Below are 24,922 nucleotides of genomic sequence, written 5' to 3' on the forward strand. Positions count from 1 at the left end.
TCCGAGAGTCGAGATAGTGGTTTGCCGTTTACGGCGCGTATTCCCGGGTAGCGTACCGAGTACGGCCCGCGAGACGTTTTGCCTAGTCTACTTCCCGAAACCCATGAATGCACGTTGCCTGAACCTTGAACGACCAATGGCTACCGATTAAGCCTCAGCGGCCGATGAGTCCTTTCAGCATTCGTTCTTATTCTAACGGTTGTTGTTCTGGCATGCCTAAGGCCAATGTTTTCATCTTCCCGGCTCGCTTGGTTCTCAAAGGGCACCGGTAAGAGGGGCACGCTTAGCGCCGGGCTTGGCCATCAGCACATGGCAGGTACCGATACTGCGTTCCAGAAAGCCGCCTTCGCAGTAGCATAAGTAATAGCGCCACATGCGGATGAAGCGCTCGTCGTAACCCAGCTTTTGCACCTGCTCCAGACTGGCCTCGAAACGCTGGCGCCACTCCCGCAGCGTACGCGCATAGTGCGTGCCGATTTCATCCAGCGCCAAGAGATTGAACGATGTCTTGCGCCTGATGCTATCCAGAATCGCGTGATGCGAGGGCAGGAAACCGCCGGGGAAGATATAACGTTTGATGAAATCCATTTCGCGTTTGGCCGCCTCGAAACGCTGATCCCGAATGGTGATCGCTTGAAGCATGGCGATACCGTCTGGCTTGAGTAAGCTGTCGAGCTTGGCCAGGTAGGTATCCAGGTAATGATGGCCTACCGCCTCGATCATCTCTACCGAAATCAAACGGTCGTAATGGCCGTCGAGTTCACGGTAATCCTGCTTGAGTAGCGTAATGCGCGACTCCAGGCCTTCCTCGCGGATGCGTTTGGCGGTGTGGGCATGCTGAGCCTCGGAAATGGTGGTCGTGGTGACATGACAACCCCGTGTCTTGGCGGCATGGATGGCCAGGCCACCCCAGCCGGTGCCGATCTCCAGGAGGTGATGCTCAGGACGCACGTCGAGCTTTTCCAGCATCAGGTCGAGCTTGTAGGTCGAGGCCTGCTCCAGACTCGCCTCAGGAGAGGGAAACACCGCACTCGAGTACATCCAGTGCTCACGATCCAGAAAAGTGGAAAACAGGTCGTTGCCCAGATCGTAGTGGGCGGCAATGTTGCGCTTGGAGCCATCCCTGCTGTTGCGTTGAAAGCGATAAGCCGCCCCCAGCAACCAGCGTGCCAGGCGTGCACTGCCGTTTTCCATCGTTCCGTTGACATGCTCCAGGTTGGCGGCGAACAAGCGTACCAGTACGACCAGGTCATCCGTGTCCCAGTCACCGTCCATATAGGACTCCGCTGCGCCCACCGTGCCGCCCAGCGCCATGCGTTTCCAGGCGCGCGAATTGAGAATCACCACCTTGGCCTCCAGGGGGCCGCCTTGACCCAAGTGGTGGCACTGGTTGCCTTCAATCAGCGTGATACTGCCTTGTTCGAAGGTATCCAGCTGAGCCAGCAGGCGCGGCTTCAGAAAGCGAGTGAGACGATCCTGCTGCAAGTCAGACGCCTGTGGCGTAGAGGTGCAAGGGCTGGAGTGGGGTAGAGACGAAGGCGGGACAGGACGCAGGGTGGTCATGAAGGAGTCTCCTTGCGCTTGGCATGAGAGTGGATCGGAACGCGTTTGAGCCACAGGCGCAGCGCCTGGTAATGAATGCCGGCAACCGTTTTCAGGCTCATCCAGGGATGGCGCCTGAGGACGCGTAACAGCTGCTTGCGGGTGGCGGGCACGGCATCGAGTGTCAAGGTGGAATCGAAATGACAGTGTTCTTCCTTCCAGTTTTCCATGTGTAGCAGTAACCGTTCATCGGGTGTGTTGAAACGCCAGTGATAAGTCATGTACATGGGGTTGAAGGGAGAAACATGCATGTTCTTGGTAAAGCTTGCACGATGGCTATGGCGCTCAGGGGTTACCTGGCAGGCATACTGGGTACGCTCTTGCCAGGGAGTGTTGGTCACTTCACTGAGTACGGCTGCCAGGCGGCCGTATTGGTCATAGGCGTAATACAGCGTAATCGGGTTGAATATCATGCCCAGGGTACGCAGCTGGGTGAGGACATAGATTCGGCCATCCGGTGCAGTGCCTAGATGGCGAATCAGCGCTTCACGCACGGCGGTCTTCAGCGGGCGGTCAGTGGGGCCGAGGTAATCCTCACGCTTGAACCGAATCAACGCCGGACCTCGGGCGCTGAAACCCGGCACATCGTCAAAGAGTTCGGGTAATTCGTCCAGATCCAACCATGCCATCCAGACCTGATAAGAAAAGGCATGTTTGCGCGGTGTGAAACGCCGGTGACGCAACACACCCTGATAAATGCGCGAGCGAGGAGCCTTGATCATCCCGGGCCCTCCGTATGATTGGGCGTCAACAGATCCTGGGCGGCGGGCAGTGCGGACTCGGGGCGAGGAAGTTCGCAAGGCTCGTCACAGCCTAATGTGCGTGCTATACGAAGCGCGCTCCAGACGCCATCTTCATGAAAACCGTTGCGCCAATATGCCCCACAGAAATGCGTGCGTCGAGCAGGGCTGGAGATGTCCGAATGGCGTGCCTGAGCGGCCTGGCCCGCCAGGGTGAACTGAGGATGCGCATAGGTGTAGCGCCCGAGCACCTGGCTTGGCTCGATGCTTTGGCTGTCGTTGAGAGTGACGCAGAAAGTAGGCGCCTTTTCGCAGAGCCGTTGAAGAATATTCATGTTGTAGGTGACCGATACCCGGGCCTGTTCATCGCGCTTGTCCAGGCGGTAGTTCCAGCTGGCCCAGGCTCTGCGCCTGCGCGGCAACAGCCGGGTATCGGTATGCAGCACCACCTCGTTGTCCTGATAAGGCATGGCCGAGAGAACGTCCTGTTCTTTGACCGTGGCATCTTGCAGCAGCTTGAGTGCCTGGTCGGCATGGCAGGCCAACACCACCTGATCGAACCGTTCCTGGCCTGAAGCGGTAGTCAGCGTGACGCCCGTCGCATCGCGCCTGAGCGCAGTGACCGGCGCATTCAGGCGAATGCGCTCACGATAAGGCGCCGTCAAGGCGGGGATGTAGGATCTCGAACCTCCCACCAGGGTGTACCACTGAGGACGGTTGCTGATCGAAAGCAGGCCGTGATTGCGGAAAAAACCCACGAAAAAAGTCAGCGGAAAAGTACGCAAATCTTCGATGCTCGCCGACCAGATGGCAGCTCCCATGGGCAATAGATAGCGGCGTTGAAAAGCAGCGCTATAGCCATGAGCATCCAGGTAGTCGCCAAGTGTCATCACGTCCGCCAGACGCTGTTGGGCCAGGTCCCGAGTTGCTTCGCGATTGAAGCGCAGAATCTCGCCCAGCAGGCGGTAAAAGGCCGGGCGCAGAAGGTTGCGTCGTTGCGCAAAAAGCGATCCCAGCGTATGGCCGTTATATTCGAAGTCGACGTCGGTCTCGTGCACGGAAAAGCTCATTTCCGTGGCCTGGATGGGGACATCCAGATGGGCCAAAAGGCGTAGGAAATGCGGATAGGTCCAGTCATTGAAGACGATGAAGCCGGTGTCGATGGCGTAATCCTGACCCGCTACGCTGACATCCATGGTGGCGGTGTGACCGCCCAGGCGAGTATCGGCTTCGAACAGCGTGACCTCATGCTGCGAAGAAAGGTACCAGCCGGCAGCCATTCCACTGATGCCGCTGCCGATCACGGCGATACGTTGGCGAGCGGAAGTGCTCATGAGCGCTTCTCCTGGGTAGAGCTTGCGTCACGCACCATGCGCAGTCCGATCCGTAAGCGCAGCGTTGCCGGCAAGATGCCTAGCAGCTTGACGAGGTAGGTGAAACGGCGTGGAAAATGAATGTCCAGACGCCCACGCGCCAGACCTGCAAGAATCGCCTCGGCGGCCTGTTCCGGGCTGATACGCATAGGCATCGGAAAGTCATTACGATCGCTCAGCGGGGTTTTGACAAAGCCCGGGTGAATCACACTGACCGCGATGCCTTCCCCATGTAGATCCAGACGGAGCGATTCCAGAAAATGGCTCAGCGCTGCCTTGGAGGCCCCGTAAGCTTCGGCGCGTGGCAGCGGCAGATAGGCAGCGGCACTCGAAACCGCCGCCAGGCGTGCCGGGCGGCCTTCGCCACGGGCCCGGCGCAGTAGCGGAAGGGCGGCCTCTACGCAATACAAGGTACCGTATACGTTAGGTGTGAAAACGCGCTCTATCAGTGCCATATCGAAGTTTTGCGCGTCGAGATATTCACAGGTGCCGGCGTTGAACAAGGCTAGATCCAGCGCGCCGAAGCGTGCTTCGATACGCCTGCCAGCGGCGAGCACCGCCTGGTGATCGCTGATATCCAGCGGCAAGACCAGGGCGTCCGGAAAGCCCTCACTCAGCTCGGCCAAGGCATCGGCATTGCGCGCGCTCAATGCCAGCTGATGCCCTTCGGCCAACAGTTTGGTGGCCAGTGCCTTACCGATACCGGAAGTGGCGCCGGTCAGCCAGATGCGTTGTGGCGTACTCCAAGTGCTCATGAAGCTCTCCTGCGGCCTGTCTCGTCGCTCTGTCCAAAGTCAGTTCAAGCGTCGTTTCAGCCAGCGTATGGTGCCGCCCATTAGCGGCAAATGTTCGTAAAGCATGGCCCCGGCGTCGAAGTAGTCTCGGTGGCGGGTTACTCGGCCACTGCCGTCATCCGCGAACTGCAGCCGACTGCAGCCCTCTACGTCGATGCGTTTCCCCCCACCTAGGCGTGGATGGGAAAAATGCATGGTCCAGGTCACGAAGGCGCTGTCGCCCTGGCAGAGCTGCTGGTGGAACGTAAAACCGCATTCCTGGACGTTGTCGTAAAGGGTGGCAAAGTAACTCTTGAGTGCTTCGCGCCCTTCGATATGATGCAAGGGGTCTACGAAAATAACGTCCTCAGTATATACCTTGTAAATATTATCTGTACATGTTTTGTCTAGTTTTTTAAAGAAGGCACAAAAGGCCTCCAGGGCGGCATGAGACATGACGAAATCCTCAATGAAGCTTTCTCGCTGAATCTACTGAAGCGAGGTCAGTTGGAGTTGAGGGCTTTAAAGGCGTCCAGCGCCCGTTGTCTGGCGAATTTGTGCTCCACAATGGGTGCCGGATAATCAAGCCGGTTCAATAGATCACGCGGGGGCGCATGACGCGCCTTGGCCGGAAGCTGGGCAAGTTCCGGTATCCATCGGGCAAGAAACTCCCCCTGGGGGTCGAAGCGGGTGGATTGGGTGGTCGGGTTGAAGATGCGAAAGTAGGGAGCGGCATCGGTACCGGTGGAGGCCGCCCATTGCCAGCCACCGTTATTGGCACAGAACTCGCCATCGACGAGATGGCGCAGAAAAAATGCCTCGCCACGACGCCAGTCGATCAGCAGGTGCTTGGACAGGAACATGGCGCTGACCATGCGCAAACGGTTATGCATCCAGCCGGTTTTGACTAGCTGGTGCATGGCGGCATCCACCAGGGGGTAGCCGGTGCGCCCCTCGCACCAGGCAGCAAAACTTTCCTCATCCTCCCGCCAGGCAAGGGCTTGGGTATGGTCTTGAAACGGTTGGCGGCGGCATACCTTGGGGAAACCTACGGCCACGTGCTGGTAGAACTCTCGCCAGATGAGTTCGTTGACCCAGGTGGTCAGCCCCGCATCGCCCTCGGCGAGAGAGCCGTCGTTGTGCGCCAGTACTGCCTGCAGGCACTGACGATAGGAGATCATCCCCAGCGCCAGGTAGGGGGAAAGTTCACTGGTGCCGCGAATGGCGGGAACATCACGCTGCTGGTGGTAATGACGCCCGCGAAAATGCAGGAAACGCTCCAAACGGTCTGCGGCGGCATCTTCCCCGGCGGGCCACTGCCGGGCATCGACCGCTGGCTCCTCATGGGCGGACGGCTCGGGCATGGCGTCACTGACAATGCTCAGGCGTTGCTGCGGCGAGGGAGTGTCGCGCAATGCCAACTGCTCGGGTTGCAGCTGCTTATGCCAGGCCTTGGCGAAAGGCGTGAAAACGCCGTAATAATCGCCCTTGCCGGTGCGCAAACTGCCGGGAGCAAAGGCGATGCTGTCGTGGTGGCCGGTAGCACGGCGAGAATCCTGAGCGAACGCCGCTACCACGGCCCGATCGCGCCGGCTTTCGTTGAGCGGATATTCATGATTGAAGTGCAAGTGCTCGATGCCCTGTTCCCGAGCGATGGCCAACAAGGCGGCGGGCGCCTGGTCGAAGCTGTCGATATCGCGCTGCAACAGCGGAATGTTGAGCCCCTCCAAGGCATCTTTCAGAGCGGCGACGCCGCGCATCCAGAAATCCAGCTTGTTGGCGCCGTGCCCATGAGCTCGCCATTGGGCGAGACTGCGCAGGAACACCGCCAACACCGGGCCGTTTTCGGCCGCGGTGGCAAGGGCGCTATTGTCATGAATACGTAGGTCGCTGCGTAGCCAGATCAACTGCAGGGCCATGGCGTCTCCATCTCGATGTTAGTGAATTGGCCGGTGCGTTACAGCACGCCGGACTCACGCAATAAGGGGCGCAGGCGGGAAATGGCCTGGGTCAGGTCATTGCCAAGGACATGCACCTCAGTATCCTGCAAGTCGGCGGCACGCAGCCGGGCGACCTCACCACAAATCCCTAACGGGACTGTCAGCCCGGCAGCGGCCTGGGGTAACGCCTGCTGAATGAAGGTTGAATCTTCCGCTTGGCCACTGGCCAGCAGCACCAGGGAAACGTGCAACCGTGAAACGGCCCGCGGCAACTCATCCAGTGCCAAGGGAACATCCAGCAGTTGGACCCGGTAGCCCTGTTCGCTGGCCATCAAGGCCGCCATCAACATCCATAGGGGGCCGGGGTCGTCAGGCATTGTGCTGAGCAATATCAACGGACCGCGAGTTGCCTGGTTAGCGTAATAAAGGCGTATGCCCACCTGGCTGCGCAGGAAGGCTTCCAGAGTGCGCCGTACCAGGTCGTCAGGCTGGGCCTTCCATTGGGCTTCCAGGCTATGAATTACCGGTTGCCATAACTCGTTGATACTGATGCTGAGAGGATATAGCGCTAGACTCTGGTGATAGAGCGCTTCCAACTTGAGCATATCCAGCGCCTGAATGGCGGCTTGCAGCTGTAGACGTTGGCTATTCCAGTCACTGGCGTTGCTTGTGGGTGTATCCGGTGCGGTGGGTTGATCGAGCAGATCCACCACCTGGCTTACCGGAACGCCACGATTGAGCCATTGCAGGATACGTTCGATGCGCTGGATATCATCCTGCGCATACAAACGGTGACCCTTGGGTGTGCGTTGGGGGCGAATCAAACCATAACGACGCTCCCAGGCGCGCAGGGTGACCGAATTCACACCCGTTATCCGGGAAACTTCCCGAATGGGGTAAAGCGGAGTATCGGGTGGATGGGTCGCCTTGTTGCTCATGGGCGCCAGTGCCTCTTTAGTTGTCTGTGCTACTTGGTGAAATATCTAACAGTTGTCGGTAAGCCGAATCTTTATGCAACGTCACTGCAATAGCATGTTGGACAAAGATACTTTGTACAACCTGTGCTTTGCCATCACAACTGTCCATCACAACTGTCCATCACAACCAGCCGTTGCGTATCTCTATCCAGCTTCCCCGGCCTGTTCAGCAATCACCGCCGCCAGGGCGTCGACAAAGGCGGGATGCTCTCCTACGGGAGGCAGCAGGGTTAATGCCAGGCCGGGGTGGAGACGGGTGAGTGCCTCGATCTGGCCGGGTACGTCCTTGCGCAGGTGGCGTCCGGCGGCAAAGAACAGCGGCAGGATCTCCACCTTGTGGGCTCCCTGAGCTTCGAGTGTGGCTACCGTGGTTTCCAGCGAGGGCTCGCTGAGCTCCATGTACGCCAGATGTACTGGAGTGCTCAAGCGCTGGCGCAGGCTGTGATGGAAGCTTTCGAAAGGCTCGCGCCACTTGGGGTCGCTGGAACCATGCGCAAGCAATACCAGATGATAGGCCATGTAAGGCGCTCCTTGAGAGGAAGGGAAGGGAGTGGATTATGTCTTGGCTAAGGCCTGGCCCAGGTGATGGCCGGAAAGCCAGGCATCTTCCACGCGGCCACCTCGACAGCCATCGCCACATAATGCCAGGCCGTTGCTTTCCAGATGAAAGTCAACCAGACGCCCCTCGTCCTGGAAGGCGGCGGGCTCGGCGGGCTGAGCATAGCGCCAGCGGTGAGCGCCCAGATCCTCAATCTCTGGAAGATGCGTGGGTGAGGGGAACACGCTGCGCAAGGCATCCAGCAGGAAGTTTGCCACTTCATCGGCGGAGGATTCCAGGTGTGCTTCGCTCCAGTCGAGGTGAGCGATCAGGCTCAGGCTTTCATCCTGCTCTTCCCGGCCGGGCTTGGTCTGGTTACGCGACATCAGGCGCAGGGCGGGATGCGCCAAGCGCGCTATTTGCCAGGTTTCCGGTACGCCGGGTAACACCGGCAGCGGCTGGGTAAAGGTTACCCAGCCCGCCCAGCAGGCGCGCTGGGGCGTTGCGCGGCAAATTTCACTCAGCCGTGGCGCCCATTCTCCCAGCAACGCCTGGGCCTGAGGGGCGGGCGTACTGATGACCACTTGGGCGAAAGGTCCATGACGTTGGGCGTTGCTATCGATAAGCCACCACTGGCTACCGTCACGCTCAAGGATCTCGATACGTGTCTCTGTCTGGACAGCCAGCCCTTGGGCCAGATAGCGAGGCAGGGCACTCATGCGGGGTTTTCCAGCGTAGCGCAATTGACCGTCATGCTGGGCCTCCCAGCCCAAGGGACTCGCCTGCCAGAGTTTTTCCGGCCATGGCGCGACACAATCGGCTTGCTGCCAGCGTGCCACTGCCTCTTGAAACTCGGCGTCTCTGGCCGTGAAGTACTGGGCTCCCAGATCGAATATCGCCTGCAGACGGCGTTTGCTGGACATGCGCCCCCCGGGGCCGCGGGCTTTTTCGAATAGCTGTACCGCCTTGCCGGCGGCATTCAGGTTCTGAGCACACGCCAGCCCGGCAATGCCGGCCCCGATAATCGCGGTAGCCGCTGGAGAGGGCGTGCGTGAGTGTGTGTTAGGCATACACTATTCACATGGTTAGTGGAAAATGAGTCGGAATCGTTTAGTTTCCTCTAGACTAGCAGATGCGTACAATATCTGTATAACATAAATCCGTCTCACTCTGGCGGTTTAACGGCAGCAGGAGAGAAATGACGATGCGCATATTGATAACCGGAGGCAGTGGGTTTGTCGGGCAACGCCTGTGTCGGTGTCTGGTCGAGCAAGGTCATGAGGTGCAGGTGGTGTCACGTGACCCGGAGGGCGTCCGCGACCGTCTGCCGAATAATTGTGATATCCGCGACAGTGTGATGGCGTTCGTCGACACGCCACCCGAAGCACTGATCAACCTGGCCGGTGAATCGATTGCCGGTAAGCGTTGGAGTTCGGAGCAAAAAGCCAAGCTGATCGAGTCACGGGTGGGCATCACCCAGGATCTGGTATCGCTGTGTGCCGAGTTGCGCGATAAGGGAGAAGCCGTGCCCAAGGTGATGATCTCGGGTTCCGCCATGGGCTACTACGGCGACCAGGGTGACCGGGTGGTCACCGAAGCGACGCCGCCTCACGACGAGTTTGCCCATCGGCTGTGTCAACGCTGGGAGAAAACCGCACAAGAGGTGGAAGCCTACGGGGCGCGCTTGGCGATTGTGCGCATTGGCTTGGTGCTGGATGAGGGCGGTGGTGCGCTGCAAAAAATGTTGCCGCCGTTCAAACTCGGCCTGGGGGGACGCTTCGGCAATGGCAAGCAGTACATGCCATGGATTCATCGGGAGGATCTGGTACGAGCGATACTTTTCCTGCTGGAGCGCGATGATCTCGACGGTGCCTTCAACGCCAGTGCACCTAATCCGGTGACCAATGCGGAATTCACCCAGACCTTGGCGCATAAGCTCAAGCGTCCGGCCGTGCTCCCAGTGCCCGCCATCGCCTTGGAAACCATATTCGGCGAGATGTCGCGGCTATTGCTTACCGGGGCCGACATGCGCCCGCGGCGCCTGGAAGACGCCGGGTTCAGCTTCAACTTTCCCACTCTGGACAAGGCGTTAGCCGATATCCTGGAGTAAGCTGGACATCTACTTAGCGTCCCTTGGGGTCCGCCGTGATAATCACCCGCACGCTATCCAGGCGTAGGCGGGTGCTTTCCATGGCGTCAGACAATGCCTGGCGCTCCCGGCTCAGGGCATCGATTTCCATGTCACGCACCGCCGGGTTGTGCTCGGCCAAGGCCTGAAGGCGCGCCAGCTCCCCGTCGAGTTGCTCGCGCATGCGCTTTTCACCGGCCTCGATAATGCTGGGCAATTCGCGTTCGGCCTCGCTTTCGCCCTGGGTGAGCAATTCACGTAGCTGATTGTGGCGGCTCTTGATCAGATCGCGAGCCATCGATTTGTTGACCTTCTGCAGGTTTTGGGAAAGCCCGGTGAAGGAAATCTTGCCGGTGAGGTTGGCGCCCGACTCATCGAGCAGTACACGCACGGCGGTGGGCGGCAAGAAGCGGTTCAGGTGCAGCGAGCGAGGTGCCGGGCAGTGAGTACGAAACACCAACTCCGCCATCAGGCGCCCGCTGGAAATCGCAGGATGGCGCAACAGGGCCAGCGCCGTGTTGCCCATGGTGCCGTCGAGAATCCTGCCCATCATTTCGCGGGTGAGCGGGTGCTCCCAGGAGAGGCGCTGGATATCGTCACGGCTCAGCGCGCGCGCCCGGTCGAAGGTGGCTGAAAAGCCTTCTTCGCCCTTGGCCAGGCCCGGCAGGCCATCGAGCATCTGCGGGCTGGGCTGAAGGTGCATGATGCCCGCTCCCAGCTCCTGGCTATCGACCCCGAAAATATCCAGCGCACGTTCAATGTAACGCGGCAGGGCGGGGTCATGGTCCATCTCACGGATGGCCTCGATGACCGCTTCGGCCTTGGCCGGGCGGCAGGCATTGAGTTCCAGCAGACGGTTGCGCCCGGCATCCTGTTCCGCCAGGCGGGCGCTAAACAGGGTGCGGGTCTCGGCAATGATCTCGTTCAGGCTGTCATCGTCGAGCAGGGCATCGGCCAGGGCGTCGCCAAAGGCCTCGAACAGGTCGCTACCCACACCGTGCGGGGCACTGAATGCATCCATGCCTTCATGGTACCAGCGCAGCAGGCGCTCGCCCGGGCTGCCTACGAAGGTGGGTACGTGCAGTTCGATGGCGTGTTTCTGGCCGATACGGTCGAGTCGGCCGATTCGCTGTTCCAACTGGTCGGGATGTTGCGGCAGATCGAACATCACCAAGTGACGACAGAACTGAAAGTTACGTCCTTCCGAACCGATTTCCGAACACACCAGTACCTGAGAACCGTCCTCCTCGTCGGCGAACGCCGCGGCGGCCCGGTCACGCTCGATCAGGGAAAGCCCTTCATGGAACACCGGGGCATGAATGCCGCCGAGTACCCGCAAGCCTTCGGCCAGGCCCAGAGCAGTATCGCGGTGATGGGCGATGATCAGCACCTTGTCGTTGGCGAAGCCTTCCTCGCCATCGTCGCTGAGTCGTTCAAGCAGCCAGTTGATGCGCCTGTCGATGTGCCACCAGGGCTCCACATTGAGTGGATCATTCGACAGCGCCCGGTACATGGCATCGGGGTAGATCAACACATCGGGATGATCCATTTCGCTTTCGATCAACAGCTCGTCAAGGTAATCCTCGTCGCGCTCCAGCCTGCGCACCACGCGGCGGTAAGCCGGCGGCATCTCCAGTGACACCCTGTGCAGACGACGTTCGGGAAAGCCGCCCACATGACGGCGGCTGTTGCGAAACATCACCCGGCCTGTGCCATGGCGGTCAAGCAGTGCCTCGCGCAGCTGGCCGCGAGCGCTTTCGTGCTGGGCTGCGTCGGCTTCGGGGTTGGTCAGGGTTGCCAGCAGCGCCTGGCTATCGCGATCATCCACCACGGCATCGATGGCTTCCCGGGCCTCGGCATCGCCGGGCAGGCGTTCCAGGGCATCGATGGCACCGGCCACTTCGCCGTAGTGCTGCTCTTCTTCCTTGAACCGTTCGAAGTCATGGTAGCGTTCGGGGTCGAGTAGGCGCAGGCGGGCAAAATGGCTGGCCAGGCCCATCTGTTCGGGCGTGGCGGTGAGCAGCAGCAACCCCGGTATCTTTGATGACAGGCGTTCAACGCACTGGTAGCTGGCGCCGCTTTCTTCTTCCGACCAGGCCAGATGATGGGCTTCGTCGACGATCAGCAGGTCGAACTGGCTGGCCTCGGCCTGCTCCTGGCGGTGAGGATTGGCGAATAGCCAGTCCTGGCTTGCGAGCACCAGCTGAGCGGTTTCAAAGGGATTGGCGAGGCCGTGCGCCTGGCTCTGAGTTTCATTGAGCAGCCTGACATCCAGCGAGAAGCGCCGCAGCAGTTCCACCAGCCATTGATGGGTAAGGCTGTCCGGCACCAGGATCAAGGCGCGCTCGATACGCCCGTTGAGCAACAGACGGTGGAGAATCAGGCCCGCCTCGATGGTCTTGCCCAGACCGACTTCGTCGGCGAGCAATACCCGGGGAGCATGGCGGCGCGAGACTTCGTCAGCGATATACAGCTGATGGGGAATCAGGTCGATACGTGGGCCGGACAGTCCCAGCGCCGGATGCCGTTCGATACGCTGAAAATGGTGCAGGGTGCGAAAGCGCAGATCGAACCAGTCATTACGGTCGACCTGCCCGGTCAGGAGACGGTCACGCGCCTGATCGAACTGCATGGTGTCGGCGAGCTTGGCTTCCGGCAGTTCACGCAGGTTGCCATGTTCGTCTTCCCCGACATAGGTGATGAGACCTCGGCTTTCGCGGCTCTCGTCGACGATCATTTTCCAGCCGTCTGCGGAAAGAACACGGTCGCCGCTACCGAACATGACCCGCGTCAGCGGTGCCTGACGGGTATTGTAAGTCCGGGTTTCCTGACTGGCGCTGAACAAGATGGTGACACTGCGGAAATCGTTGCTAAGCACGGTGCCAAGCCCAAGTTCGGCCTCGCCGTCGCTGATCCAGCGTTGGCCGGGAGAAAAATCGCTCATGATGCCTCGGGATACGGAAAACGGTGCGCGCACCGCCGGAGGTTAGCCACCGACGGCAACAGGGCGGGCGATTCTAACCCAAAGGAGCGGGAGGATTAAGCTGTGATTGGCTCAATCGTTCAGCCAGCTGTCGAGCTGAGCACGGGTAAGCTCACCCACATGCTGCTCGATGGCGCGTCCCTGGGCGTCAAACAGCAGCGTCGTCGGCAATCCCGGCGATTCGAATAAAGCCATCAATTGCTGACGCGGGTCGCGCAGCGCGTAACCAAACTCAAGCTGCTGTTCGTCCAGATAACGTACAATGGGCAAGAGGTCTTCACCCTGATTGACGATCACCACCGTAACGTCTTCCCGCTGGGCAGCTTGTTCGAGTAACGGCATTTCGCGCAGGCAGGGCGGGCACCAGGTAGCCCAGAGATTGACGATGATACGTTTGTCATCCTGAATCAGGTCGGGCAGATGGACTTCCCTGCCCTCGATATCTTCCAAGGTAATATCCGGCAGTTCACTGACGGGAAGCTGCCCTCCCAGGGGTGACAGCATTACCAGCACCAGCCATAACGTCGAACTGCCCACTACCAGGGCCAAGGCACCGCCCATGGCCAGGGGTCGGCGACGCAAGGTCCAGGCGGTCCAGGCCAGCGCGGCCGCCATGCCCCAGAGGCCGTGATAGCCGGGTTGCCAGAATTTCAGGACATCCAGTGGAGCACCCGCATAACTTTCAAGCTGCATGATCACATGTCCCAGACGCGCGCCCAGCAGCCACACGACTACCAGCCCATTGAACCAGCGGTTATGTTGGTGGCGAGGCAGGCCCAGGAGGTAACGGCTGGCCAAGAGTAGTGCCAGCGCGCAGCCGATGGCATACAGGCGGGGAAGGGAAATCAATACAGGACCAAGAGCTATCGCATTCATGCAGGGACTCGGTGGAGGTGACGACCTTGGAACAAGGCACGGCGCAGCGGGTACACTAGGCAAAACGATTTTCGACAAGCCTACTGTCGCCGGCCTGCGCTGTCATCCATTGCGTACCGGCAGGAGTGATGCATGCCCCATAAGAACTTCGATAGGTTGCGCGCCCTGGCGATTGCCTCCCAGGCGCTGGGCCTGACCTTGATCATCACATTGGAGACTGTGATGGGTGACACTGCCCGGCCGTGGCAGGGCGTTGTATTGGCTGCCATGGTGGCTGCTGCGTTACTCATTGCCCTGGCGCGGCTGTACCGGCGAAACAAGCAGCGCAAGCGCTGGGACCAGCGCGTGAGCGACCCCGACGATGAACCTCGCCAGCCCTGAAGAGCTTGAGCATGAAAAGGAAGCAGGATGCTGCAATCAGATGACGCTCGGAAGAGTGACGCCGCCCGCTGGGAACGAATAAAGATCACTGTCGGCCTATTGGCCGGGCCGCTGCTCGCGGTTGCCTTGCTGGGAATGGGGGCGCCGGCCGAGATGCCGCCCATGGCATGGAAGGTCCTCATCCTGACCGCCTGGATGGCGATATGGTGGATACTCGAGCCAGTACCCATAGCGGTGACCGCCTTGTTGCCCGTGGCGATGTTGCCGCTGCTGGAAGTGGCGCCCATCAACGAGGCCGCCGCCCCCTATGCCAATCCGCTGATTTTTCTGTTTCTGGGCGGTTTCATGCTGGCCGAGGCGATTCAGCGTTGGAACTTGCACCGGCGCATTGCGTTAGGGGTGCTCAGGGTGGCGGGTAAGCGTCCTGATTATCTGGTGGGAGGCTTCATGGCGGCAACGGCATTTCTCAGCATGTGGGTGAGCAATACCGCGACCGCCGCCTTGATGGTGCCTATTGGGCTATCCGTGCTGGTCCTGCTGGAGCAGGAGGACAGCATGGGACCGAATCGCAGCATGGCGCTGTGCTTGCTGCTGGGAATTGCCCTGGCGGCCAATATTGGCGGCATGGGTACCTTGATCGGAACTCCGCCCAATGCCTTGTTGGCGGGATTCATGGCGGACAATTACGCCATCCAGATCGACTTCGCTCAGTGGATGCTGGTTGCGGTGCCACCCGCACTTGTATTGCTGGCGCTGGCCTGGTGGTTGCTGACTCGGCTGGTGTATCCGGTGCCGCGTGATGAAATCCAGGGGATTTCTCATATGCTTGAACAGCAGTCTCGGGATCTAGGGAAAATGGCTTCACCCGAGCGCCGGGTGGCGGTGGTGTTCGGGTTGGTGGCCTTGGCTTGGGTGACGCGTCCGCTACTCGAGCGCTGGCTGGGAATCCAGCTCAGTGACGGGGGCATCGCGGTGATTGGCGCCTTGCTGTTGTTCGTGGTGCCGGCACGCTGGAAGCAACGCCAGTTCTTGATGGACTGGGACACGGCGCGCAACCTGCCTTGGGGGGTGTTGATCTTGGTGGGTGGCGGTTTGAGCCTGGGTGCCGCTATCGAAAGTTCAGGGCTTGCGGAAGTCGTCGCCAATGCCTTGGCGGGGCTGGGCGGTTGGCCGACCTGGGCCATGGTAGTAATGGTCGTCACGGTAGTGATGCTGATGAGCCATGTGACCAGCAATACCGCAACGGCGGCCGCGATTCTACCCTTGACCGCCGCGCTGACGGTTAGCCTGAATGCCAGCCCCTTGCTGTTGGCAGTGCCGGTGGCCATGGCCGCCTCTTGTGCTTTCATGCTGCCGGTGGCAACACCGCCGAATGCCGTGGTATTCGCCAGTGGACGTTTGAAGGTCATCGACATGGTGCGTGCCGGGGCGTTAATCAGTGCCGTGGCCATCGTCATGATCAGCCTGGCCGTGTTTGCTCTGGCGATGCCGATACTCGGATTTGGCTGGAAGACAGCGTGACGGTAAGCCTAGCGTTAAAAGTGCCACTTGTGTTTTTGCGCAATGGGTTCCAAATTAACCCTATACCCTGAGCCAGGGCATGGCTTACTTTTTTCACTGGCAGAGCGATACAACATGATGAAAAAGCGCGCACTCGCCGTCGCTATAGCGACTTCTTCACTGGCCTTCACGGGCATGGCACAAGCAGAAGTCAAGGTTGGCTTTCTGGGGGGCTTTACCGGAGGGATTGAAAGCCTCACCCCGCCCATCTTCGATGGCGCACAACTGGCGGTACAGCAGGTCAACGAGCAGGACGGCATTCTCGGCGGTCAGGAATTGGTAATGCCCACCGGTGACACCACCTGCAGTGATGCTTCGGCTGCATCGAACGCGGCAGACCGCATGGTCAATACCGAGCAGGTTACCGCCATTGTGGGAGCGTTATGCACCGGGGCCACCATTGCCGCGGCCAACAATGCGGCCATCCCGGGGAATGTGCTCATGGTCTCCCCGGCATCGACCGCACCGGCGGTGACCGAGTTGGATGATAATGACCTGGTGTTCCGTACCGTGCCTTCGGATGCTTTCCAGGGTGAGATGCTGGCCAAGCTGTTATTGCAGAAAGGCATCGATGAAGTGGTGGTCACCTACGTCAATAATGACTACGGTCGTGGCCTGTCGGATGCCTTTGCCGAGGCCTTTACCCAGGGCGGCGGCACAGTGGAGAAAAATCTGGCACACGAGGATAACCGTGCCGACTACCGCTCCGAACTGGGCTCACTTGCCACCACCGGCGTTCCCAACCTGGTGGTGCTGGCTTATGCCGATACCTCGGGCCAGACCGTGCTGCGTCAAGCATATGAAAGCGGCATGTTCACGCAGTATGTGGGTGCCGACGGCATGGTCGGAGATAGCCTGATCGAAGCGATCGGCGCCGATGTACTCGAAGGCATGATCGCCACCCGTCCGGGAAGCCCGGAACTGCCGGGTACCGATATGTTCGTCGAGCAGGCAGAAGCGGCGGGTATCGATCCCAGCGCAGTGTTTGCGGCGCAAGCCTACGATGCCGCCTTCCTGGTGGCGTTAGCCATCGAACAGAATGGCAGCGCCGAGCGCGAAGGGCTTTCCGAGGCGCTGCGTAGTGTGGCCTCCGAACCCGGTGAAGTGATTCTTCCCGGTGAATGGGAAAAAGCCGTGGAGTTGATCGCTTCGGGTACTGAAATCAACTACGAAGGCGCTTCCGGTACGCATGAATTCGACGATAACGGCGACGTACCCGGCGTGGTGGTCGAGATGGTGGTGGAAGACGGAAGCTTCGTCAGCAAGGGATTGGTCGATCTCTGAGCGAGAATGCCCTATTGACAAGATGCTCCATTGAAAAGTAGCGCTTGAGTGATGAAAAAGCCCCGACGTTTATCCGTCGGGGCTTTTTTTCGCCAATCAATGCAGATAGCTCAGCCGTGGTGCTTGATCTTTTCCGGCAAGAGTCCCTTGGGCGCAAAGCGCAGCACTAAGGTGATCAATAAGCCGATCACCAAGACTCGCGCCTGAAGCGCGCGGCTCTCCATGTTGGCGGGAAAGTCCCAGCCGAACACGCCTTCTCCCAGGTTGACCACCAGCTGCATCAGAAAGAGTGCCAACGGCTCCGACATGATCCAGATGATGTACACCGCCACGGCACCGAAAATGGTACCCAAGTTATTGCCCGGCCCGCCCAGAATCACCATTACCAATACCAGGAAGGTGTGGTTGAGCGGCAAGTAACCCTGGGGGTCGAACAAGCTATTGAACGTGGTCATTACCCCGCCCCCGATACCCATCAGAATGCAGCCCAGCACGAAGATTTCCAGGCGTCGCCGATTGATGTCCTTGCCCATGGCGGCACTCGAGATTTCGTTATCCCGGATGGCGCGAATCATGCGTCCCCAAGGGGCGTGATAGGCCCGGTGCAGAAGAAAGAAGATGACCGCAATGATGAGGGCGGTAACCGACAGATACAATGCCCTCGACAAGGTGAACCCCAGTTCCGCGGGGCCGGGCGTGGGCCAGGGTAGCGGCGAGACAGTCGCGGTACCGCGCGTCAGCCAGTCGGAATTCTTGAGAAAGGCCTTGATGATTTCGGCGATGCCCAGCGTGGCGATGGCCAGATAGTCGCTACGTAACCCCAGACACACATGGCCGATGAAGTAACCGACGCCCCCGGCCAGCGCCCCGCCGACTATCCAGCCTACCCAGGCGGGCAGGCCCAAGCCACCGATGAAGCCGGCGCGTGATTCAATCTCGCCGGTGACACCGCGCAATGCACTGATGACCACCATGTAAAGCACCACGGCGAGGATTACCGTCAACACGCTGCGCAACTTCTTGGGCACACCGAGGCGGTCGAGCTTGCTGGCGCCTACGACTGCCAGGACAGCGCCGACCACGTACAACAGTACCCGGCCTAGTTCACCGGGAAGCTCGGTGTTCCAGAACGCATCGTTCACTGGAATGCTGAAGAACATGGCGCAGAAACCCCCGAGCGCCACGAACCCCATGACCCCGGCATTGAATTGGCCGGCATAACCCCACTGAATGGTCAGGCCTAGGGCAAGAATCGCATAACAGGCGGCTTCCACCAGCATGCGGGTGCTATAGGCGGCACCCATGAGGGCATAGACCCCCAGCACGGCCACCAGCAAGATGGCAAAGAGCACCACTTCACGCAGAGGGAAGCGGCGGGGAGCGGCGATTTCATTGGGAGATGCAGTTGGCGTATTCATCAGATCACCTTGCCCTTGAAGATGCCGGTCGGACGCCAGATCAAGATGGCGACCAGGATGAAGAAGGGCACCACGATCTTGTACTCGGTGCCGACGAAGGCTAGGTTACTGGGCAATTCAAGCCAGTCGGGAAAGCTGTCGCGATAAGGGCGCAGCAATACATTCCAGTTGAAGACCGCCAGTGTCTCGGCAAAACCGACCACGAAACCCCCGGCAATCGCGCCATAAGGGTGGCCTACGCCGCCCACAATCGCGGCGGCGAAAATCGGCAATAGCAGAAAGAAGCTCAAGTCAGGTTTGAATGTCACATCCAACGACAGCAAGGTGCCGGCGATTGCTGCCAAAGAACCGACAATCACCCAGGTAACCGCCACAATGGTGTTGGTATTGATTCCCGATGCTTGAGCCAGCTCGGGGTTGTCCGACATGGCGCGCATGGCCTTGCCCAGCCGTGAGCGGTTAAGAAACAGGTGTAATGCCACCACCGACACGAGAGTGAGGACGAATAGATAGAGCTGCGGTTCGGTAATTACCACCGGCACTCGTACCCCTTCGAGGGGCAGCACCATGCGAAAGATTTCCTTGCGGTCGTCCACGTAGAGGTTTTGCCCGCCGGTTCCGGCAAACAGGCGAATGACTCCTTGAAGCATGAGAGTGACGCCCAGCGAGCCGATCACCAGCACGATCGGTTTGACGCCATGGGCACGCAGCGGTTTGTAAAAAGCCTTGTCGATTCCCACGGCCAAAAGCGCCGTCAGCGCCATGGCAACAGGTAGCATCACAACGGCGGTGGGCATCCCGAAGCCAGCGCCCGCCGCCGGAAAGGCGGTGGTCAGCGCCAGTACCATGAAGGCACCGAAGGTCATCATGTCGGCATGGGCAAAATGAGCGAAGCGCATGATACTGAATACCAATGTGACGCCTACCGCACCGATCGCATAGATCGATCCGGACACACTGCCAGCAACCAAGACGTTATTGATGAAAAACATGAATTCATTCAAGACGAAATTCTCCAGATACGGGCTCTAGCCACCGAGAAAGCTTTTGGCGACGTCCGGGTTGGCAAGCAGAGAGGCACCGGTGTCAGTGAAACGATTCTGCCCCGCCGCCAGCACGAAGCCTTTGTCGGCGATGGCCAGCGCCTGTTTGGCGTTTTGTTCCACCATCAGAATGCCCACCCCGATGGCGTTGATTTCTCTGATGCGGGCGAAGATCTCGTTCATGTAAAGGGGTGACAATCCAGCGGTGGGTTCGTCCAGTAGCAGTACGCTAGGCTCAGCCATCAAGGCACGTCCCATGGCTACCATCTGACGCTGACCACCGGAAAGTTCACCAGCACGCTGATGGCGCTTGTCATAAAGGGGCGGAAACGCCTCGTAGACCTGCTTGAGCATAGGCTTGACGCTATTGGGTTTGAGGAAAGCCCCCATTTCCAGGTTTTCCTTAACCGTCATGCTGGGAAAGATGTTGTTTTCCTGAGGCACAAAGCCCATGCCTTTCTGCACCAGCTTATTGGGCGGCAGGTTATGGATCGGCTCACCGCGTAACAATATTTCGCCTTGATTGACGAGGAGCAGGCCGAAAATCGCCTTGAGCATGGTCGATTTTCCGGCCCCGTTGGGGCCGACGATGACCCCGACTTCATCGGCTTCAAGCGTCATGTTGATCCCGTTGAGGATGTTCATGCCGCCATAGCCGCCGTGCACGTCACGTGCTTCGAGTAATGGCATGCTGGTTCCCAGACAAGGAGCTTGAAATTGTTTTTAAAGGCACTTTTTAAGTGCGAGTCATTTTTTAAGTACGAGCCGTCAAGCGGCCCCAGCGCCGAAGTAGGCTTCTATCACGGCAGGGTTGTTCTGTATTTCCTCGATACTGCCTTCCACCATGACGCTGCCCTGTGCCAGGACGATCACCGGATCGCATAATCGAGCAATCATTTCCATGTCGTGTTCAATGACCAGGAACGTATACCCCATTTCTCGATTGAGGCGCTCGATATTGCCGACTAAATCACCCAGGAGGGTGCGGTTGACCCCGGCGGCGATTTCATCCAGAAGCACCACCTTGGCGTCGGTCATCATGGTGCGCCCCAGTTCGAGAAGCTTTTTCTGTCCGCCGGAAAGATTGCCTGCTAGTTCGTTGCGCACATGATGCAAACCGACGAAGTCGATCACCTCAAGTGCCCGACGCCGAACGATGGTTTCCTCCTCGCGAACACGGGCAGGCTTGAACCAGGCGTTGAACAAGCTTTCACCGGCCTGGTGAGGAGGCACCATCATCAAGTTTTCCAGGGCGCTCATATGACTGAACTCATGAGCGATCTGAAAGGTACGCAGCAGTCCCTTGTGAAAGCGCTGGTCGGGGCTGAGCCTGGTGATATCTTCGCCGTTGAACAGCACTTGGCCACTGTCCGGCGCCAAGGCACCGGCAATAAGGTTGAACAGGGTTGACTTACCGGCCCCGTTGGGTCCGATCATGCCGGTGATGGAGCCTTCTTCCACATGGATCGAGCAGTCGTTGATGACCTGCATACCACCGAATGCCTTGTTGAGGTGGCGGACGTCAATGATGGCTGTCATGAGCAATTCCTGTCAGGCCTTGGCAGGCTGCCACAGGCGTTAGTGTTATTTTTCCTGACTATTTTCCATCAGAAAGGTGCGCCCGACGGCAAAGGCACCCACAAGCAGTACCGCCCCTATAGCGGGAATCAAGTAGCCGTCGACCTGCGGGATCGTGCGCAGAAAGACAAACGCCACCGCTGCTGGCGCAATGAAGCGCACCAGAAAGCGCCAGATGCTGAACCAGGTTTCGTTGGTGCGCATTTCCTTCATCACCTCGGAGTGGGTCAGCGCCCAGCCGGCAAACATTGCAATCAATATCCCGCCCAGAGGCATGAAGATATTGGTCAGCAGCTCGATGAAATCAAAGGCGCTGCGCCCGAACAGGGTATGGAAGATGGTGCCTTCGGCATAGATATTGAAGCTGACCACGGTGAGCAGCCCCAGTGCCCAGCTGGCAATGACCATCAGGGCGACCGCCTGAGGGCGCGTCAAGTCGAAACGCTCAACCAGAAAGGCTGCTACTGGTTCGATCAGCGATATCGAGGAGCTGATCGCCGCCCCCAGGACCAGAATGAAGAACACCCCTCCCACCAGTCCGCCCAAAGGCATTTCGGCAAAGGCCAGCGGCAGCGTCACGAACATCAGTCCGGGTCCTTGGCCGGTTTCCAGCCCTGCGCCGAACACCAGAGAGAAGATGGCAAGCCCGGCGACCATGGCTACGGCGGTATCCACAATGGCTACGGCAATCGCGGTACGCGTGAGAGAGGCGGTGCTGGACATGTAAGCGCCATACGCCATGATCGCACCCATCCCCAGGCTCAGGGTGAAAAACGATTGCCCCACGGCCTGCAACCAGCCTTCCAGGCTCAATTCCGCAAGGTTGAAGGTAAACAGGAAGCTTGCCGCCGCGGCGATATCGCCGTGCATCACGCTATACGCCAGCACCAGCAGCAAGATGGCGAATAGGGCCGGCATGATGATGCGCAGGCCCGATTCGATACCCTTGTGAATGCCCATGCCCACGATCAGGCCGGAAGCAATAATGAACAAGGTGTGATAAAGCGTCAAAAGGCCCGGTGAGGCGAGCAAGGCGTCGAAACCGGCAGCGATGATCGCGGCATCGGCGCCGACCAGCGAGCCGGTCAACATCAGCCAGGTGTAATGGATTGCCCAGCCGGCGATTACCGAGTAGAAACTCAAGATCAGAAATGCCGAGGCGGCACCCAGCCAGCCAATCGTTTCCCAAGCTCTCGAGGTATTGTGGGTTTTGGTCAGGTGACGCATGCCCATGATCGGGCTTTGCCGACTGGCCCGCCCAAGCATGATTTCAGCAATCAGGATGGGAATGCCCACGGCGAAGATAGTCACTGCATACACCAGAATAAAGGCGCCGCCGCCATTTTCACCGGTAAGATAAGGAAACCGCCAAAGGTTCCCCAAGCCTACTGCCGAGCCGACCGCAGCCAGCAGGAAGGTGCCTTTATGTGTCCAGACGTTGTGACCACTCATGAGTCAGAATCCGTATCGTTGGCTTGAAAAGGAGAGACATGCAAACGTACTTGGCAGGTTAGCTGAAACGATGTCGACACTGTGCGTCACAAGCCGTCGGTTTTCCAGCTGCCTAGCGTTAAGGCTGCGTTGGCTGATGGGGCTTATTAATGTGACTTGAGGCTGGCTGGCCAGAATGAGCGCATACGAATCGGGCCCGCACATGGCGGGCCCGATAGGTACACTGAGGAAGCGCAGCGCTTATTTCTTGCTGGAACGCTTGCGCTCGTTTTCCTTGAGTAGCTTCTTGCGCAGCCGGATGTGGTGCGGTGTCACCTCAACCAGCTCATCGGAGTCAAGAAACTCGATGGCTTGTTCCAGGCTGAACTTCACCGGTGGGGTCAGGACGATGTTCTCGTCGTTACCCGTGGAGCGCATGTTGTCGAGTTTCTTGCCCTTGGTCGGATTGACCATCATGTCATTGGCACGGTTGCTGATGCCGATCAGCATGCCTTCATAAACTTCGGTGGCGTGATCGATGATCAGCTTGCCGCGTTCCTGAAGCGCAAACAGTGCATAGGCCAGTGCCTTGCCGTCGACCATCGACACCAGCACACCATTGCGACGCTCGATGGAGGCATCGGGCTTGAGCTCGCCGTAGTGGTCGAAGCGACTGGTGAGGATGCCGGTACCGGAGGTCAAGGTCAGGAACTGGCCGCGAAAGCCGATCAAACCGCGTGCCGGGATGATGAAGTCCAGGCGAACACGACCCTTGCCGTCCGGGTGCATGTTGGTCATCTCACCCTTGCGATAGCCCAACTCTTCCATGATCGCGCCCTGGTGCTGCTCTTCGCAATCGATGATCACCTCTTCGTACGGCTCCTGCTTCTCGCCGCCGATCTCTCTGATGATCACTTCAGGGCGGCCCACGGCAAGCTCGAAGCCTTCACGACGCATGGTTTCGATCAACACCGAGAGGTGCAGCTCACCACGGCCGGATACCTTGAATTTCTCCGGCGTTTCGCCTTGCTCGACACGCAGCGCCACATTGTGGATCAGCTCCTGGTCGAGACGATCCTTGATGTTGCGGCTGGTGACGAATTTGCCGTCCTTGCCCGCGAACGGAGAATCATTGACCTGGAAGGACATGGAGACGGTGGGTTCATCCACTGACAGTGGCGGCAATGCCTCGACCTTGGATGGGTCGCACAGCGTATCGGAGATGGAGAGGTCATCGATGCCGGTCACGCAGACGATATCGCCGGCGGTGGCCTCGTTGGTTTGCACGCGCTCCAGGCCCATGTGAGTCATCACCTGGCCGATCTTGCCCTTGCGCACCTTGCCATCCACACCGATCACGCTGATCTGCTGGTTGGGCTTGACTGCACCGCGCTTGATGCGGCCCAGACCGATAACGCCGACATAGCTGTTGTAGTCCAGCGCCGAGATCTGCATCTGGAAGGGACCGTCGAGCTCAACCTTGGGCGGCTCGACGATGTCGACAATGGACTGAAGCATTGGCGTCATGTCGTCGGCCAGGTCTTCCGGGTCCATGCCGGCAACGCCATTCAGCGCCGAGCAATAGATAATCGGAAAGTCGAGCTGCTCATCGGTAGCGCCGAGGTTATCGAACAGGTCGAAAATCTGGTCGATGACCCAGTCAGGCCGTGCGCCAGGGCGGTCGATCTTGTTGACCACCACGATTGGCTTAAGCCCTTGGGCGAAGGCCTTCTGAGTCACAAAGCGAGTCTGCGGCATGGGGCCATCGACTGCATCGACCAATAGCAGCACGGAGTCCACCATCGACATCACGCGCTCGACTTCACCACCGAAATCGGCGTGTCCCGGCGTGTCGACGATATTGATATGGTAATCCTGGCCGGATTGGTCCTGCCATTGAATGGCAGTATTCTTGGCTAAAATGGTAATGCCGCGCTCTTTCTCCTGGTCACTGGAGTCCATGACGCGTTCCTGGCCTTCAGCTTTGCGGTCAAGCGTACCGGATTGGCTCAGGAGTTTATCGACCAGAGTGGTCTTGCCGTGGTCAACGTGAGCAATAATGGCGACATTGCGCAGGTTGTTGACCGCGCTAGGATTTTGCTGATTTTGCATGCTGGGAGATAACTCTTGTGAACACCCGTTCGTCCACGGGTCGGAAAATGCGGGGCGCAAGGTTGGGCAGACGCCGACCGCCTTGGCTCGGGGCTTGCGTCCAGCGGGCATTCTATCATGACCTGGCCGTGGCTGATATTACTCGCCGCAGGATTCCTGATCTCAGGCCATTGCTGGCAGTGCCC

At 59.1% G+C, this 24,922-nt stretch carries 21 protein-coding genes; 4 read left to right on the top strand and 17 right to left on the bottom strand.

Features of this window, described 5'->3' with window-relative positions; genetic code table 11:
* Positions 1–255: 255 nt before the first annotated feature.
* From GPM19_RS11640 to GPM19_RS11680, 9 genes are all read right to left on the bottom strand, one after another.
* Positions 256–1,563: an SAM-dependent methyltransferase gene (locus GPM19_RS11640; RefSeq protein WP_160419212.1), complete on the bottom strand. Its 1,308-nt coding sequence runs from the start codon at positions 1,561–1,563 to the stop codon at positions 256–258.
* Entirely contained in the window at positions 1,560–2,324 is a 765-nt protein-coding gene (locus tag GPM19_RS11645; protein ID WP_160419213.1) for a DUF1365 domain-containing protein, read from the bottom strand. The genes GPM19_RS11640 and GPM19_RS11645 overlap by 4 nt, the downstream gene beginning before the upstream one ends.
* Positions 2,321–3,676: an NAD(P)/FAD-dependent oxidoreductase gene (locus tag GPM19_RS11650; RefSeq protein ID WP_160419214.1), complete on the bottom strand. Its 1,356-nt coding sequence runs from the start codon at positions 3,674–3,676 to the stop codon at positions 2,321–2,323. Before GPM19_RS11650 ends, GPM19_RS11645 begins: the two co-directional genes overlap by 4 nt.
* Complete coding sequence (locus GPM19_RS11655) at positions 3,673–4,470, bottom strand: SDR family NAD(P)-dependent oxidoreductase (RefSeq protein ID WP_160419215.1); 798 nt, start codon at positions 4,468–4,470, stop codon at positions 3,673–3,675. The genes GPM19_RS11650 and GPM19_RS11655 overlap by 4 nt, the downstream gene beginning before the upstream one ends.
* A gap of 39 nt (positions 4,471–4,509) precedes the next feature.
* Positions 4,510–4,944: a nuclear transport factor 2 family protein gene (locus tag GPM19_RS11660; protein ID WP_160419216.1), complete on the bottom strand. Its 435-nt coding sequence runs from the start codon at positions 4,942–4,944 to the stop codon at positions 4,510–4,512.
* A gap of 47 nt (positions 4,945–4,991) precedes the next feature.
* A complete protein-coding gene (phrB, locus tag GPM19_RS11665) occupies positions 4,992–6,407 on the bottom strand; it encodes a deoxyribodipyrimidine photo-lyase (RefSeq protein ID WP_160419217.1) in 1,416 nt (471 codons plus the stop codon).
* Positions 6,408–6,445: 38 nt separating this feature from the next.
* Positions 6,446–7,366, bottom strand: a complete 921-nt coding sequence (locus tag GPM19_RS11670; protein WP_202114812.1) for a MerR family transcriptional regulator — start codon at positions 7,364–7,366, stop codon at positions 6,446–6,448.
* 183 nt (positions 7,367–7,549) lie between these two features.
* Positions 7,550–7,924 (bottom strand): sirohydrochlorin chelatase, encoded by a 375-nt coding sequence (locus GPM19_RS11675; RefSeq protein ID WP_160419218.1) that lies wholly within the window; start codon positions 7,922–7,924, stop codon positions 7,550–7,552.
* Positions 7,925–7,960: 36 nt separating this feature from the next.
* Positions 7,961–9,013: an NAD(P)/FAD-dependent oxidoreductase gene (locus GPM19_RS11680; RefSeq protein WP_160419219.1), complete on the bottom strand. Its 1,053-nt coding sequence runs from the start codon at positions 9,011–9,013 to the stop codon at positions 7,961–7,963.
* Positions 9,014–9,147: 134 nt separating this feature from the next.
* Between GPM19_RS11680 and GPM19_RS11685 the strand changes: the two genes are divergently transcribed.
* Complete coding sequence (locus tag GPM19_RS11685; RefSeq protein ID WP_160419220.1) at positions 9,148–10,053, top strand: TIGR01777 family oxidoreductase; 906 nt, start codon at positions 9,148–9,150, stop codon at positions 10,051–10,053.
* Between the two features lie 13 nt (positions 10,054–10,066).
* Here the strand turns inward: GPM19_RS11685 and rapA are convergent, their stop codons facing one another.
* Together rapA and GPM19_RS11695 are read right to left on the bottom strand one after the other, a co-directional pair.
* On the bottom strand, positions 10,067–13,015 hold the full coding sequence (rapA, locus tag GPM19_RS11690) for an RNA polymerase-associated protein RapA (RefSeq protein ID WP_160419221.1): 2,949 nt from the start codon (positions 13,013–13,015) through the stop codon (positions 10,067–10,069).
* A gap of 111 nt (positions 13,016–13,126) precedes the next feature.
* Entirely contained in the window at positions 13,127–13,930 is an 804-nt protein-coding gene (locus GPM19_RS11695; RefSeq protein WP_160419222.1) for a TlpA disulfide reductase family protein, read from the bottom strand.
* A gap of 132 nt (positions 13,931–14,062) precedes the next feature.
* On the opposite strand from GPM19_RS11695, the gene GPM19_RS11700 reads away from it, so the two are divergent.
* The 3 genes from GPM19_RS11700 to GPM19_RS11710 all read left to right on the top strand — a co-directional run bounded on the left by GPM19_RS11700 (position 14,063) and on the right by GPM19_RS11710 (position 17,155).
* Entirely contained in the window at positions 14,063–14,311 is a 249-nt protein-coding gene (locus tag GPM19_RS11700) for a hypothetical protein (RefSeq protein ID WP_160419223.1), read from the top strand.
* Between the two features lie 27 nt (positions 14,312–14,338).
* Entirely contained in the window at positions 14,339–15,832 is a 1,494-nt protein-coding gene (locus GPM19_RS11705; RefSeq protein ID WP_160419224.1) for an SLC13 family permease, read from the top strand.
* 114 nt (positions 15,833–15,946) lie between these two features.
* Positions 15,947–17,155, top strand: coding sequence for an ABC transporter substrate-binding protein (locus GPM19_RS11710; RefSeq protein WP_160419225.1), 1,209 nt, complete (start codon positions 15,947–15,949; stop codon positions 17,153–17,155).
* 110 nt (positions 17,156–17,265) lie between these two features.
* Here GPM19_RS11710 and GPM19_RS11715 read toward each other — a convergent pair whose 3' ends face one another.
* The 6 genes from GPM19_RS11715 to typA form a co-directional block, all read right to left on the bottom strand.
* Positions 17,266–18,573, bottom strand: a complete 1,308-nt coding sequence (locus tag GPM19_RS11715; protein WP_160419226.1) for a branched-chain amino acid ABC transporter permease — start codon at positions 18,571–18,573, stop codon at positions 17,266–17,268.
* The gene (locus GPM19_RS11720; protein WP_160419227.1) at positions 18,573–19,577 is read right to left on the bottom strand and encodes a branched-chain amino acid ABC transporter permease; all 1,005 of its coding nucleotides are present in this window, start codon (positions 19,575–19,577) and stop codon (positions 18,573–18,575) included. The genes GPM19_RS11715 and GPM19_RS11720 overlap by 1 nt, the downstream gene beginning before the upstream one ends.
* Positions 19,578–19,601: 24 nt before the next feature.
* A complete protein-coding gene (locus GPM19_RS11725) occupies positions 19,602–20,306 on the bottom strand; it encodes an ABC transporter ATP-binding protein (RefSeq protein WP_160419228.1) in 705 nt (234 codons plus the stop codon).
* Positions 20,307–20,384: 78 nt separating this feature from the next.
* Complete coding sequence (locus tag GPM19_RS11730; RefSeq protein WP_160419229.1) at positions 20,385–21,155, bottom strand: ABC transporter ATP-binding protein; 771 nt, start codon at positions 21,153–21,155, stop codon at positions 20,385–20,387.
* Positions 21,156–21,200: 45 nt separating this feature from the next.
* On the bottom strand, positions 21,201–22,646 hold the full coding sequence (locus tag GPM19_RS11735) for a sodium-dependent transporter (RefSeq protein WP_160419230.1): 1,446 nt from the start codon (positions 22,644–22,646) through the stop codon (positions 21,201–21,203).
* 240 nt (positions 22,647–22,886) lie between these two features.
* The gene (typA, locus tag GPM19_RS11740; RefSeq protein WP_160419231.1) at positions 22,887–24,737 is read right to left on the bottom strand and encodes a translational GTPase TypA; all 1,851 of its coding nucleotides are present in this window, start codon (positions 24,735–24,737) and stop codon (positions 22,887–22,889) included.
* Positions 24,738–24,922: the final 185 nt, after the last annotated feature.

Origin of the sequence: Vreelandella zhuhanensis (genome assembly GCF_009793355.1) — a bacterium.
GTDB lineage: Bacteria > Pseudomonadota > Gammaproteobacteria > Pseudomonadales > Halomonadaceae > Vreelandella > Vreelandella zhuhanensis.